Raw genomic sequence first — 13,582 nt, 5'->3', positions numbered from 1 at the left:
AGCGCACATGAGTCAGTTCGAAGTACGCATCGGCATCAATCCGCTGTCGTGGATGAACGACGATCTGCCGTCGCTCGGCGGCGAGACGCCGCTCGAGCTCGCGCTCATCGAAGGGCGCGAAATCGGCTATCAGGGATTCGAGCTAGGCAACAAGTTTCCGCGCGAACCCGAGGCGTTGAAGGCGTTGTTCAGGCAGTACGATCTGTCGCTCGTCTCCGGCTGGTATTCGGGACGGCTCGCGGATTTCAGCCGCAGCATCGAAGACGAATGCAAGGCCGTCGATTCGCATCTGGAATTGCTGGCGAAAAACGGCGCGACGGTGATGGTCTACGGCGAGGTGCACGACACGATTCAGGGTTCGCCGTTTCCGCTGTATCAGCGGCCGCGCTTCTTCGCGGACGAGCAATGGGCCACGTACGCGAAGCGCCTGAACGAGTTCGCGCGTTATACGTTGAGCAAGGGTGTGCGCGTCGCGTATCACCATCACATGGGCGCATATGTCGAAACGCCCGCGGATGTCGATCGCCTGATGGCGCTGACGAGCGACGACGTCGGCCTGCTGTTCGACGCGGGCCACATCACGTTCGCGGGGGGCGACGCGTTGACGGTGTTGAACAGGCACATTGGCCGCGTCTGTCACGTGCATTGCAAGGACGTGCGCCCCGCCGTGATGAAGCTCGCGCGCAATCGCAACTGGAGCTTTCTCGATGCGGTGATTGCCGGCGCATTCACGGTGCCGGGCGACGGCGCCGTCGATTTCCCCGCGATCATCGATACGCTCAAGCGTCATGGTTATCGCGGCTGGCTCGTCGTCGAGGCCGAGCAGGACCCGGCCGTCGCGCCGTCGTATGCTTATGCGCAGAAGGGGTATCGGACGCTGCGCACGCTCGTCGATGCGCCCCTCGATGTCGCACAGGAGGCAGCATGAGTTTGCTCGTGAAGGCACAGCGCGAAGGCCAGACTATCGCGCGCGTCACGCCAGAATCGGCGGACTGGAAATACGTCGGCTTTGCCGCGTACCGGATGGAAACACATGAAGTCGTGCACGTGCTCGAAGCGTCGCGCGAAGTATGCATCGTCGTGATGGCTGGGGCCGTCGATATCGAAACGGATGCGCAGACGTGGAAGGGCCTCGGCTCGCGCGACAGCGTGTTCGAGGACAGCGCGCCCGTCGCCGTCTATCTGCCGCCGAACACGCGCGCGACCGTGCGCGCGAACCGGTATGCGGAAGTGGGTGTCGCGAGCGCGCCCGCGAAGGGGGAGTATCCTGCCCGGCTGATCGAGCCATCGCAGATGAAGCGTTCGGTGCGCGGCAAGGGCGCGAATACGCGGTATGTTTGCGACATTCTTCCGCAGACGGAGCCCGCCGAATCTTTGCTCGTGGTGGAAGTGCGCACGCCTGGCGGGCATTCGTCGAGCTATCCGCCGCATAAGCACGATACCGACAATATTCCTGCGGAAAGCTCGCTTGAAGAGACGTATTATCATCGGCTCAATCCGCCGCAGGGGTTTGCGTTTCAGCGTGTTTATACGGATGAGCGCGATATCGACGAGTCGCTGGCTGTTGAGGATAACGATGTCGTGATGGTGCCGCGTGGGTATCATCCTGTTGTCGTGCCATATGGCTATGACTCGTATTACCTCAATGTGATGGCTGGGCCGACGCGGACGTGGCATTTCAAGAACGATCCCAGGCATGAGTGGATCGTTGAGAGGGATTCTAAGGGGTGAAGGTTATTGTCTGCGACGCGGACGGTTTTGCCGCTGTCACTGGCATCCGGTGTTCTGCCGCTATCGCTGGCATCCGCGTTAGCGCCTCGCGGCGCGGGCGTTGCCCCTGTGCGGGGCGGCACTTACTTTCTTTGCCGCGGCAAAGAAAGTAAGCAAAGAAAGCCGCTTACACCGCCAATGCTTGACGTTGATCCACGGGCCCTCAACGTCCCCGCGCTTCGCACGGCAGCATGCCGGCTCAGGGCCGTTGCCAATATCTTCGGTCATTGCCTCACCCGGCTCATGCGCTCGTACAGCGGCAACCCGTCTCTGATGTTTCAGTGCCCTGTGTGGCAAACCGATGTAGGGTTTCGCACATCACAGGGAAGCGCGCAGCGAGGGGGTTCTGATGGCGCGAAGGCCTACATAGGTTTGCCGCACGGGGCAGTGGACGATCGAGATCGCGGCCTGCAACGCAGGCGCATGAAGCAGGTGATGAGTTCAACCAGCGTGCGGGCAACGGGCATGGGAAGCACGCTGCCGGAAGAAGAATGGGCCCATTGAGAGCCCGTGGGTAACAGTCAAGGTTTGGCGGTGTGAGCGGCTTTCTTAGGTGCCGCCCCGCACAGGGGCAACACCCGCGCCGCGAGGCGCATCGCGGATGCCTGCGACAGCGGCAGAACAAACAGCGATAGCGCCAAAAAAGTCCTCTACCCCGGCCGCTGCGAAGACCTCGCCGGATTCCCCATGCCACGCGCCACGCGATACGCCCAGAACACATACCCCGACAGCCCATACAGCACGAACAACCCAAACAACATCAACGGCGGATCCGACGAAACCAGCACAAACGCCACCACCACCAGCAAAATCGCCGCAAACGGCACGCGATGCCGCACATCCAGCGCCTTGCCGCTGTAAAACGGCGCGTTCGACACCATCGTCACACCCGCATAGACGGTCAGAGCAAACGCGACCCACGGCAGCCAAACAAGCTTGAGCGGCACGCGATTATCAGTAGCAAGCCACACAAAACCCGCAATCAGCGCCGCCGCAGCCGGGCTCGGCATGCCCTGGAAAAAACGCTTGTCCACGACGCCGATGTTCGTATTGAAGCGCGCCAGACGCAGCGCCGCGCCCGAGCAATAAACGAACGCCGCAAGCCAGCCCCAACGGCCCAGATCCTTCAGAATCCACTCGTACATCACGAGCGCCGGCGCAACGCCGAACGACACCATGTCCGACAGGCTGTCGAACTGTTCGCCAAATGCGCTCTGGGTATGCGTCATGCGCGCGACGCGGCCATCCATGCCGTCGAGCACCATCGCGACGAAGATCGCGATGGCGGCCACTTCGAAGCGCACGTTCATCGCCTGCACGACGGCAAAGAACCCGCAAAAGAGTGCTGCCGTCGTGAATGCGTTCGGCAGCAGGTAAATGCCGCGCTTGCGCAGAAACTGCTGGCGCGCGGCGCGCCGGCTGTCGATCACGGCGGATTCCGCGACCACAGGCGGCTTGTTGCGCCGGAACGGACGCAGCTGCGGCGTGCCGCTGCTGCGAGGACGACGCGGTTTGAATGCGGCCATCGATCCCTCCCCTGTGCCGCTTTATAGTTCAGCCAGAATCGTGGACGAGGCCGACACCTTCTCGCCAATCGACACACGCGGACGGCTGCCCACAGGCAGATACACGTCGACGCGCGAACCAAAACGGATGAAGCCATAGCGCTGGCCGCGCGTGAGCGGCTCACCGGCCCGCACATAGCAGAGAATCCGCCGCGCGATCAGGCCCGCGATCTGCACCGACGTCACCGTCGCGCCGCTGCCCGTCTGGATGACGATCGCGTTGCGCTCGTTTTCCGTCGACGCCTTGTCCACGGCGGCATTCAGATAGGCGCCCGGAAAGTACTCGACCTTCGAGATCGCGCCGTCCACAGGCGAGCGTTGCGAGTGCACGTTGAATACGTTCATGAACACGCTGATCTTCAGCGCCTCACGGTTGGCGTAGGGATCGTGCGCGGTTTCGACGGCGACGATGCGGCCATCGGCCGGACACAGCACCGCGTTGGCCTGGGTCGGAATGGGACGGGCGGGGTCGCGGAAGAACTGCACGACGAAAATGAGCAATAGCCAGAAAATCCAGGCAATGCCGAACCCGCCGACGAACTGGATCAACAACGCAACGACGGCCGCGATGGCGATGAACGGCCAGCCTTCGCGCGCGATGATCGGATGGGGGTAATTCATAAATTGGGTTCAATCTTTTGAAAACCGTAGGATAGCAAAAGCCGTCCAGGGTTCAGCACACCTGGACGGCTTTTTGATGCTTCCGGCGCATTTCGTGCGCCGGAGGGCGAAAAACAGGCAGATTAGTTCTTCGACTGATCGACCAGCTTGTTCTTCGCGATCCACGGCATCATCGCGCGCAGCTTGCCGCCAACCTGCTCGATCTGGTGCTCGGCCGTGATGCGGCGGCGCGATTGCAGCGTCGGCGCGCCAGCGCGGTTCTCAATAATGAAGCTCTTCGCGTACTCGCCCGTCTGGATGTCCTTCAGGACTTCCTTCATCACCTTCTTCGTTTCGTCGGTAATGACGCGCGGGCCCGTCACGTACTCGCCGTACTCGGCGTTGTTCGAGATCGAGTAGTTCATGTTCGCGATGCCGCCTTCGTAGATCAGGTCGACGATCAGCTTCAGTTCGTGCAGGCACTCGAAGTAAGCCATTTCCGGCGCATAGCCCGCTTCGACCAGCGTTTCGAAGCCCGCCTTGATCAGCTCGACGGTGCCGCCGCACAGCACGGCCTGCTCGCCGAACAGGTCGGTTTCCGTTTCTTCACGGAAGTTCGTTTCGATGATGCCGGCACGGCCGCCGCCGTTCGCCGCCGCGTACGACAGCGCGATGTCGCGCGCCGCGCCCGACTTGTCCTGCGCGACTGCGATCAGATGCGGCACGCCGCCGCCGTTCTGGTACGTGTTGCGCACCGTATGGCCCGGAGCCTTCGGCGCGATCATGATGACGTCCAGATCCGCGCGCGGGATCACCTGGCCGTAGTGCACATTGAAGCCGTGCGCGAACGCGAGCGCCGCATTCTGCTTGATATTCGCCGCGACTTCCTTCGCGTAGACCTCGGCGATCTGCTCGTCGGGCAGCAGCATCATCACGACGTCCGCGCCCTTCACGGCTTCCGCCACTTCCTTCACCTGAAGACCGGCGTTCTCGGCCTTGCTCCACGATGCGCCGCCCTTGCGCAGACCCACCGTGACGTTCACGCCGCTTTCCTTCAGGTTCAGCGCGTGAGCATGGCCTTGCGAGCCATAGCCGATGATGGTGACCTGCTTGCCTTTGATGAGGGAGAGGTCGGCGTCCTTGTCGTAGAAAACTTTCATGTCTGTTCCTTGGCGAAATTCAGAAAAATGCTGCGTGTGTTGTTGCTAGCAGCCGGGGCGCTTGACGCAACACCCGGCCTGGATCGAACCGGTGTTGTCAAACCTTCAGGATACGCTCACCGCGGCCGATGCCCGAACCGCCCGTGCGGACCGTTTCGAGAATCGCGGTGGCGTCGAGTCCTTCGATGAACGCGTCGAGCTTCTCGCTCGCGCCCGTCAGTTCGATCGTGTAGGTTTTTTCGGTGACGTCGATGATGCGGCCGCGGAAGATATCCGACATCCGCTTCATCTCCTCACGCTCCTTGCCGACCGCCCTTACCTTGATCAGCATCAGCTCGCGCTCGATGTGGGCGCCCTCGGTCAGGTCGACCACTTTCACCACCTCGATCAGGCGGTTCAGATGCTTCGTGATCTGTTCGATCACGTCGTCCGAGCCAATGGAAACGATGGTCATGCGCGACAGCGAACGGTCTTCCGTCGGTGCCACCGTCAAGGTTTCGATGTTGTAGCCGCGTGCGGAGAACAGGCCGACCACGCGCGACAGCGCACCCGGTTCGTTTTCCAGCAAAACGGAAATGATGTGTCTCATGTTCGCTTCTTCCAGATTTCGATGTATGCGACGCGTGCGATCCGCGCCGCCATGTCCGCCCTCGCCTTTTGTGGAGACGCGCATGACAGAGCCGGCGCAAGAACGCGCTCGTTATAGATCTTCCGATCCGAGGAGCATCTCCGTGATGCCCTTGCCGGCCTGGACCATCGGCCAGACGTTTTCGGTCGGATCGGTCTGGAAGTCGAGAAATACCGTGCGATCTTTCAGGCGCAGCGCTTCCTTGAGCGCCGGCTCGACATCCGCGGTCTTTTCAATGCGCATGCCGATATGCCCGTACGCTTCGGCGAGCTTCACGAAATCGGGCAGCGCATCCATGTACGAATGCGAATAGCGCTTGCTGTATTCGATCTGCTGCCACTGGCGCACCATGCCCAGATAGCGGTTGTTGAGCGAAATGATCTTGACGGGCGTGTCGTACTGCTTGCAGGTCGACAGCTCCTGGATGCACATCTGGATCGAACCTTCGCCCGTGATACAGACGACTTCGTCATCCGGATGCGCCATCTTGACGCCCATCGCCGCCGGCAGGCCGAAGCCCATCGTGCCGAGGCCGCCCGAGTTGATCCAGCGGCGCGGCTTGTTGAAGCGGTAGAACTGCGCGGCCCACATCTGGTGCTGACCGACGTCCGAGCACACGAACGCATTGCCGTCCGTCAGCTCCCACAGCTTTTCGACCACGTATTGCGGCTTGATGATCTCGCTCGCGCGGTCGTACTTCAGACAGTCTTTCGAGCGCCAGCCTTCGATGTCCTTCCACCACTGCGCAAGCGCCTCGGTGTCGGGGCCATGCTCGGCCGTCTGCAACTGCTCGATCAGCTCCTTCAGCACTTCCTTCACGTCGCCGACGATCGGGATATCGACCTTCACGCGCTTCGAGATCGACGACGGGTCGATGTCGATGTGAATGATCTTGCGCGGACGCGACGCGAAGTGAGTCGGATCGCCGATCACGCGGTCGTCGAAGCGCGCGCCGATCGCGATCAGCACGTCGCAGTGCTGCATCGCCATGTTGGCTTCGTACGTGCCGTGCATGCCGAGCATGCCGAGGAATTTCTTGTCCGCCGCGCGGTAGCCGCCAAGGCCCATCAGCGTATTCGTGACGGGATAGCCAAGCAGATCGGCGAACTGGTTCAGTTCGCGCGACGCATCCGCGAGGATGATGCCGCCGCCCGTGTAGATATACGGGCGCTTCGCTGACAGCAGCAGCGCGACGGCCTTGCGGATCTGGCCCGAGTGGCCCTTCGTGACCGGGTTGTACGAGCGCAGCGAAACGGTCTTGAGCGGTTCGTACTGGCACGGCGCCTTCGACACATCCTTCGGAATGTCGATCAGCACGGGGCCAGGCCGGCCCGTACGGGCGATATAGAAAGCTTTCTTGACGGTGGCGGCGAGGTCGCGCACGTCCTTCACGAGGAAGTTGTGCTTCACGCAAGGACGCGTGATGCCGACGGTATCGCACTCCTGGAACGCATCCTGGCCGATCGCGGCAGTCGGCACCTGGCCGCTGAGGATCACCATCGGGATCGAGTCCATATAGGCCGTCGCGATGCCCGTCACTGCGTTGGTGACGCCGGGACCGGAGGTCACGAGGCACACGCCGACCTTGCCGGTCGAACGCGCGTAGGCGTCGGCGGCGTGAACCGCGGCCTGCTCGTGACGCACGAGGATGTGCTGGAATTTGTCCTGCTTGTAAAGCTCGTCGTAGATGTAGAGTACCGAGCCGCCGGGATAGCCCCAGACGAACTCGACGTCTTCGTCGGCCAGTGCCTTCATGAGCACGGTGGCGCCGATAGAGTCAGCTGCGTGTTGGGGTGTGGTATCCGACGTGGAGAATTCCGCGCTGGGCATATTCATCGTTCACCTTTCGAATTTTCGGCAAAAAATTGATCGGGTGCTCTCTGCCGGGCTTGTGGCTCGGGTTCAAGCGGCGCGTCCAGTTTGACAGGAAGGCTTCTTGGGCCAACCTCAAATGAGACAAGTCACTTATGTTGCGAACCGTAGACGATATCGACGATGCGTCCGACGGTCAAGCAAATATTTCCATGATGGGCCTGGGGCGCCCCTGCCGGCGTCCACTTCTGACCGTTCGACGCGCACTGCATAAATGCCGCTGAAGGCCAATCGCAAGCTACAGTGAGCCGGCTTTCTTCCCGGCCCGAGCAAAAATTTGTTAGCATCCGCGAGTTTTACGACATTTTTCGACCTATTCCGCGCACACTCGCTGCGCCGACCCCCAACGGATGGCATCAGACAAGGAACTCGCCGATTTTCTGGCGGGCGTCGAAAGGCGCGCGTTCAAGCAGACGGTCTACGCCGTGCGGGACGACGATGCGTCGCTCGACATCGTGCAGGACGCGATGATCAAGCTCGCCGAAAAATACGGCGACCGTCCTGCTGCCGAGCTGCCGCTTTTGTTTCAGCGTATTCTCCAGAATGCGATGCACGACTATTTCCGTCGGCAAAAAGTGCGCAACACCTGGGTGACCCTGTTTTCGTCGTTGGGCAGCGCCGACGACGAGGATTTCGACCCGCTGGAGACGTTCGAAAGCCAGGGCGGCGCAACGGGCGCGGAAAGCAGCGAACAGCAGCTCGAACGCGAACAGGTCCTGCAACTGATCGACGATGAAATCCAAAAATTACCGGCACGTCAACGGGAGGCGTTTCTGATGCGTTACTGGGAAGATATGGATGTCGCTGAGACTGCCGCCGCGATGGGCTGCTCGGAGGGCAGTGTGAAAACGCACTGCTCGCGAGCCACGCACACGCTGGCGCAAGCGCTCAGGGCCAAAGGAATCACGCTATGAGCTCCGCTCTCGAAACAAAAGAACTCGAGTTTGCGCGGCAGCTTCGCCGTGCGCTCGACGAAAACGCTGCCCGCATTCCGCCTGCTACGACCGACCGGCTCGCCGCCGCGCGCCGCGCCGCGCTCGCCCGCAAGAAGCCCGAAGCCGTGGAGGCGCCTGCTTTTGCGCCCGTCTTCGTCGGTGCCGGTTCGCTTGCCAGCATGCCGCAACCGGAAGCCCCGCGCCGCCTGCCGCGCCTGCGCAAGCTCGCGCTCGCGTGGCCGCTGCTCGCGCTCGTCATCGGCCTCGCCGGCATCGCGTGGTGGGAAGACCATCAGCGCACGGCTGAACTCGCCGATATCGACGCCGCGATGCTGAGCGACGACTTGCCGCTCAATGCCTATCTCGATCACGGGTTCAACGCGTACCTGACGCGCAACCACTGACCGGGGAGAGCTGACGGGTGAGTTACAAGCGCGGCCTTGCCGTTGTGTCCGGATGCGTGATTGCAGCCCTGGTGTCATTCGCCGCCACCTATCCGCGCTTCTACCCGACGCCCGCGCCCGCCGCGGCGCCCGTTGGCAGCGCGCCCGCGAAGGCGGCGGCCGCGCCGGCGCTGACCGTCGATCTGCCGGGCCTGCCCAGTTCGACCAGCCCGCTCGCGTGGGCGAAGCTGACCAACGCCGAGCATGTCGCGCTCGCGCCGTTCGCGTCGCAGTGGGACAGCTTCAGCGACGAGCGCAAACGCAAGTGGCTGAAAATTGCGTCGCGTTATCCGAAGATGACACCTGAAGCGCAAAAAATACTCCACGAACGGATGACGGAGTGGGTCCATATGACGCCCGAGCAGCGGCGCGTCGCGCGCGAGAACTATCAGGTGTCGAAAGAGTTGCCGCGCGAAGCGCGTCAGAACGCGTGGAAGGCTTATCAGCAGTTGCCGGAAGAGCAAAAGCAGAAGCTGGCGCAAAGCGAGCACAAGCGCCGCCCGACCGTGGTCAGCGCGCCGCCGACGGGCAAGACGGAGATCAAGGACATCAACCGGCTCGTCAACGGCAAGGACCGGCTCGCGAGCGTGCCCGTTCCGCCGCCGACAGCGGGCGCATCGGCGGGCGTGTCGGGAGGCACGGCGCCTGCGCCGGGCGCGCCCGGTATTCCTGCCACCGGCAGTTTCGTTCCGGCCACGCCGACGCCCGTGGCGCCCTCCGACGCACCGTCGATCTTCAACGGCTCATAATGTCCCGCGAGCCCGCGCCGCGGGCTCATCAACGGCAACCGAGGCCCCGCCCGTGTCCACTTCCGTCGACTCCGCAGCGCCGCCGCCCAATCCCGAATCCGACGCACCCGCCGCGCCGAGCGTGCGCCGGCGTCTCGCCACGTTGATGTACGAAGGCTTGCTGCTGTTCGGCGTCGTGTTCTTCGCGGGCTATCTGTTCAGCACGCTCACGCAGCAGCGCAACGGCTTCGTTCATCACAACTGGCTCGCCGCGTGGGTCGGCCTCGTGGTCGGTGTCTACTTCGTGTGGTTCTGGACCCACGGCGGCCAGACGCTGCCGATGAAGACGTGGCGGCTGCGCGTCGTCGGCGCGGAGGATGGCAAGCGCGTGTCGGTGCCGCGCGCCGTGCTGCGCTATGTGCTCGCCTGGCTGTGGTTCCTGCCGCCCCTCGCGCTGCATCCCCTCTTCGGGCTGACCGTGCCGCAGACGCTGATCGCCACGGCCGTCTGGTTCGTGCTGTACGCGGCCATCGGACGGACTGGCGCGAGCCGGCAGTTCCTGCACGACCGGCTGGCCGGGACAAGGATCGTTTCGCTGCCGCGCTAAACAGACGGCCGCACCGCTTCACGAACGTGCCCACGCCTGTGCTGACTGCGCAGCCATAACCGGTACGCGCGCTCCAGCGCTCCGAACGCGCCCACGCCTGAGCTGACTGCGCAGCCACAACCGGTACGCGCGCTTCAGCGCTCCGAACGCGCTCCCGGCCATGCGCACGCGCGCAACCGCTCACAGCGTTGCATCGGCCCGACAGTTCGCGATCCGTAATAAGAACTTCTCGTGAATGTCACGGCTCCGTCATGCGGCAATGGCGCAATGCGGGTACTGCAACTCGACGCGTGAGCCATGGACAACAACACGTCCGCGACTTCCCTCTTCCGCCAAACTGGCCCGAGCGTCGATCCCGTCGCTTTCGGGCCCCGCTCGTCCGCCGCCGGCCTGCCGCCCGTCGTGCATCTGCCGACGCCTCCTTCGCCCTCCGCAAGCCACCACGACGACGATCACGAAAACTCGCACCGTTACAGGACGATCTGGCTATCGGACATCCACCTCGGTTCGAGCGGCTGCCAGGCGACGTATCTGCTCGACTTCCTGCGGCACAACGAGTCGGAGTATCTGTACCTCGTCGGCGACATCATCGACGGCTGGCAGCTGAAGAAAGGCTGGTACTGGCCGCAGGCGCACAACGATGTCGTGCAGAAGGTCCTGCGCAAGGCGCGCAAGGGCACGCAGGTCGTCTACATCCCCGGCAATCACGATGAAGGCGCACGCCAGTTCTGCGACCTCGCGTTCGGCGACATTCACGTGCGTGGCGAAGCCTTTCACACGACGCTTTTGGGCAAGCGCCTGTGGATCGTGCACGGCGATCTGTTCGACGGCGTGATCCAGCACGCGAAGTGGCTCGCGTATCTCGGCGACACGCTCTATACGCTGATCCTCGTGCTGAACCGCTGGTTCAACCGGATCCGCAGCAAGCTCGGCTTCCAGTACTGGTCGCTGTCGCAGTACCTGAAGCATCAGGTGAAGAACGCCCTCAACTTCATCTCGTCGTTCGAGCGCGTGATGACCGACGAAGCGCGCTGCCGCGGCTGCGACGGCGTCGTGTGCGGGCACATCCACAAGGCCGAGATCCGCGAGATCGACGGCGTGCTCTACTGCAACGACGGCGACTGGGTCGAAAGCCTGTCGGCGCTCGTCGAGACGTATGAAGGCGAGTTGAAGGTGATCTACTGGACCGTGATGCGCTCGCCGCAGGGCAACGCGCAGAAGGCCCGCGCAACGGCATAAGCACACACACACACCACTATGAGAGGGCCATTCGCATGAAGATCATGATCGTCACGGATGCGTGGGAACCGCAGGTCAACGGCGTCGTCCGCACGCTGAAGAACACGACGCGCGAGCTGACGGCGATCGGCCACAAGGTCGATCTGCTGACGCCGCTCGAGTTCAGGACGATTGCGTGCCCGACCTACCCCGAGATCCGTCTGTCGCTGCTGCCCAAGCGCCATCTGCGCCAGCGCATCGACGAGTTCCGGCCGGACGCCTTGCACATCGCGACGGAAGGGCCGCTCGGCCTTGCCGCGCGCGCCTACGCGATCGGGAACAAGCTGCCGTTCACGACCGCGTATCACACGCGCTTTCCCGAATACGTGCAGGCGCGCTTCGGTGTGCCGCTCGCATGGACGTATCGCTTCCTGCACTGGTTCCACAAGGCGTCGCTCGCCGTGATGGCGCCCACGCCCGTCGTGAAGGCAGACCTCGAAAAGTACGGCTTCACGAACGTCGTGCTGTGGACGCGCGGCGTCGATCTCGACATCTTTCATCAGATGGAGTCGAAGGTGCTGAACACCGCGCGGCCGATCTTTCTGTATGTGGGGCGCGTGGCCGTCGAGAAGAATGTCGAAGCGTTCCTGAAGCTCGATCTGCCCGGCTCGAAGTGGGTCGCGGGCGAAGGCCCGGCGCTCGCCGAGCTGAAATCGCGCTACCCGGGCGTCAACTATCTCGGCGTGCTGACGCAGACCGAGCTTGCGAAGGTCTACGCCGCCGCCGATGTCTTCGTGTTTCCGAGCAAGACGGACACGTTCGGCCTCGTGCTGCTCGAAGCGCTGGCCTGCGGCACGCCTGTGGCCGCCTATCCCGTGACGGGTCCCATCGACGTGCTCGGTGACGGCGGTGCCGGCGCGATGCACGAAGACTTGCGCGAAGCGTGTCTCGAAGCGCTGAAGATCGAGCGCGGCCACGCGCGCGCGTGGGCCGAGCGCTTCTCGTGGAAGGCCGCATCCGAACAGTTCGCCGCGCATCTGAAGCCATTGCCGCGCGCCACCTCTTATCGTGAGGAAAACGCTGCCGCCTGACCCTGCGCCAGGCGCGAGCGCGCCCTCACTTCCCGCCCCGCCCATGCACACGAGACAATCGAACGCATTGCGCGCCCCGCAGGAATCGCTGCGCGACGCTGAAGCCCTATCCTCGGACATCGGGCCGGACGGCGAACCGTTCGACGACCTGCGCGACGACGGCGCGCCGCACTCGCGTTATGCTGGACGTTTCGGACCTGCTCCAGCACAGTCATCATCCGCCATGCGACACACGACGCACGCGCCGACCCACCGCCAGTTCGCCCAAGCCGACGACGACGCGCTGATGGAAGCGCAAGCCGATGCGCAAACGCGCGCGCCCGACGACAGGCGCGCCGAGCCCCACGAGCCGCTCGGCCCCGACGATCCCCTTGCGCCGCTGCCGTTCAATCCGTACAAGGGCAATCGTGGCGTGACGCGTGCGTGGCACGCGATGAAGAACTCGCTCGCCGGCTTTCGCGTCGCGATCCGCGAGGAAAGCGCGTTTCGTCAGGAGCTGACGCTTGCGGCGATTCTCGTGCCATGCGGGATCGTCGTGCCTGTCGAGCCTGTCTCGCGGGTGCTTCTGCTCGGGTCGGTGTTTCTCGTGCTGATCGTCGAGTTGCTCAATTCGAGTGTCGAGGCGGCGATCGATCGTATCTCGCTGGAGCGTCATGAACTGTCGAGGCGCGCGAAGGACCTCGGCAGCGCGGCTGTAATGGTTGCCCTGTTCATGTGCGTGATGACGTGGGTGCTGATAGTTGGGCCGCTCGTTGTGCATTGGGTTGGCGGGTTGATTGCGTCTATGCGTTGAGGTTTGGTCGGCGGTCTGTTTCGCCGCCGCGATTGCGGTTCGTTTTGCCGCTGCCGCTGTGTGCTCTGCCGCTGGCGCAGTTTGTTCTGCCGGTATCGCTGGCATCCGCGATGCGCCTCGCGGCGCAGGCGTTGCCCCTGTGCGGGGCGGCACCTACTTTCTTTGCCGCGGC

Annotated in this window: 13 protein-coding genes and 1 pseudogene; 9 read left to right on the top strand and 5 right to left on the bottom strand. The window is 63.2% G+C overall.

Features of this window, described 5'->3' with window-relative positions; genetic code table 11:
* The first annotated feature begins 7 nt into the window (after positions 1 to 7).
* Both iolE and iolB read left to right on the top strand, forming a co-directional pair.
* Positions 8 to 928: a myo-inosose-2 dehydratase gene (iolE, locus tag J8I87_RS37325; RefSeq protein WP_209937378.1), complete on the top strand. Its 921-nt coding sequence runs from the start codon at positions 8 to 10 to the stop codon at positions 926 to 928.
* The gene (gene iolB / locus J8I87_RS37320; protein WP_209937376.1) at positions 925 to 1,731 is read left to right on the top strand and encodes a 5-deoxy-glucuronate isomerase; all 807 of its coding nucleotides are present in this window, start codon (positions 925 to 927) and stop codon (positions 1,729 to 1,731) included. Before iolE ends, iolB begins: the two co-directional genes overlap by 4 nt.
* Positions 1,732 to 2,420: 689 nt before the next feature.
* Here iolB and pssA read toward each other — a convergent pair.
* The 5 genes and pseudogenes from pssA to J8I87_RS37295 form a co-directional block, all read right to left on the bottom strand.
* The gene (gene pssA / locus J8I87_RS37315) at positions 2,421 to 3,296 is read right to left on the bottom strand and encodes a CDP-diacylglycerol--serine O-phosphatidyltransferase (RefSeq protein ID WP_209937375.1); all 876 of its coding nucleotides are present in this window, start codon (positions 3,294 to 3,296) and stop codon (positions 2,421 to 2,423) included.
* Between the two features lie 21 nt (positions 3,297 to 3,317).
* Positions 3,318 to 3,956, bottom strand: coding sequence for a phosphatidylserine decarboxylase (locus J8I87_RS37310; RefSeq protein ID WP_209937374.1), 639 nt, complete (start codon positions 3,954 to 3,956; stop codon positions 3,318 to 3,320).
* A 122-nt stretch (positions 3,957 to 4,078) separates the two neighbouring features.
* Positions 4,079 to 5,119 (bottom strand): annotated as a pseudogene (gene ilvC, locus J8I87_RS37305) (ketol-acid reductoisomerase); the annotation flags it as partial.
* A 73-nt stretch (positions 5,120 to 5,192) separates the two neighbouring features.
* Entirely contained in the window at positions 5,193 to 5,684 is a 492-nt protein-coding gene (gene ilvN, locus J8I87_RS37300) for an acetolactate synthase small subunit (protein ID WP_007588180.1), read from the bottom strand.
* A gap of 111 nt (positions 5,685 to 5,795) precedes the next feature.
* Positions 5,796 to 7,559 (bottom strand): acetolactate synthase 3 catalytic subunit, encoded by a 1,764-nt coding sequence (locus J8I87_RS37295; protein WP_209937372.1) that lies wholly within the window; start codon positions 7,557 to 7,559, stop codon positions 5,796 to 5,798.
* Between the two features lie 386 nt (positions 7,560 to 7,945).
* Between J8I87_RS37295 and J8I87_RS37290 the strand changes: the two genes are divergently transcribed.
* From J8I87_RS37290 to J8I87_RS37260, 7 genes are all read left to right on the top strand, one after another.
* Entirely contained in the window at positions 7,946 to 8,509 is a 564-nt protein-coding gene (locus J8I87_RS37290; RefSeq protein ID WP_209937371.1) for an RNA polymerase sigma factor, read from the top strand.
* Positions 8,506 to 8,934 carry a DUF3619 family protein gene (locus J8I87_RS37285; RefSeq protein ID WP_209937369.1) on the top strand — a complete coding sequence of 143 codons (429 nt, stop codon included), beginning with the start codon at positions 8,506 to 8,508 and terminating at the stop codon, positions 8,932 to 8,934. The genes J8I87_RS37290 and J8I87_RS37285 overlap by 4 nt, the downstream gene beginning before the upstream one ends.
* Positions 8,935 to 8,951: 17 nt before the next feature.
* A complete protein-coding gene (locus J8I87_RS37280) occupies positions 8,952 to 9,722 on the top strand; it encodes a DUF3106 domain-containing protein (RefSeq protein ID WP_209937368.1) in 771 nt (256 codons plus the stop codon).
* Between the two features lie 52 nt (positions 9,723 to 9,774).
* Positions 9,775 to 10,308, top strand: a complete 534-nt coding sequence (locus J8I87_RS37275) for an RDD family protein (RefSeq protein ID WP_209937367.1) — start codon at positions 9,775 to 9,777, stop codon at positions 10,306 to 10,308.
* Between the two features lie 297 nt (positions 10,309 to 10,605).
* The gene (locus J8I87_RS37270; protein ID WP_209937366.1) at positions 10,606 to 11,547 is read left to right on the top strand and encodes a UDP-2,3-diacylglucosamine diphosphatase; all 942 of its coding nucleotides are present in this window, start codon (positions 10,606 to 10,608) and stop codon (positions 11,545 to 11,547) included.
* Positions 11,548 to 11,582: 35 nt separating this feature from the next.
* On the top strand, positions 11,583 to 12,617 hold the full coding sequence (locus tag J8I87_RS37265; protein ID WP_209937365.1) for a glycosyltransferase family 1 protein: 1,035 nt from the start codon (positions 11,583 to 11,585) through the stop codon (positions 12,615 to 12,617).
* A gap of 43 nt (positions 12,618 to 12,660) precedes the next feature.
* Positions 12,661 to 13,410: a diacylglycerol kinase gene (locus J8I87_RS37260; RefSeq protein ID WP_209937364.1), complete on the top strand. Its 750-nt coding sequence runs from the start codon at positions 12,661 to 12,663 to the stop codon at positions 13,408 to 13,410.
* Positions 13,411 to 13,582 lie beyond the last annotated feature (172 nt).

Origin of the sequence: Paraburkholderia sp. LEh10 (assembly GCF_017814945.1) — a bacterium.
In the GTDB taxonomy this organism is placed as follows: domain Bacteria; phylum Pseudomonadota; class Gammaproteobacteria; order Burkholderiales; family Burkholderiaceae; genus Paraburkholderia.
The sequence above is the reverse complement of the archived record's forward strand: the minus strand, read 5'-3'. Positions and strand labels throughout refer to the sequence as shown.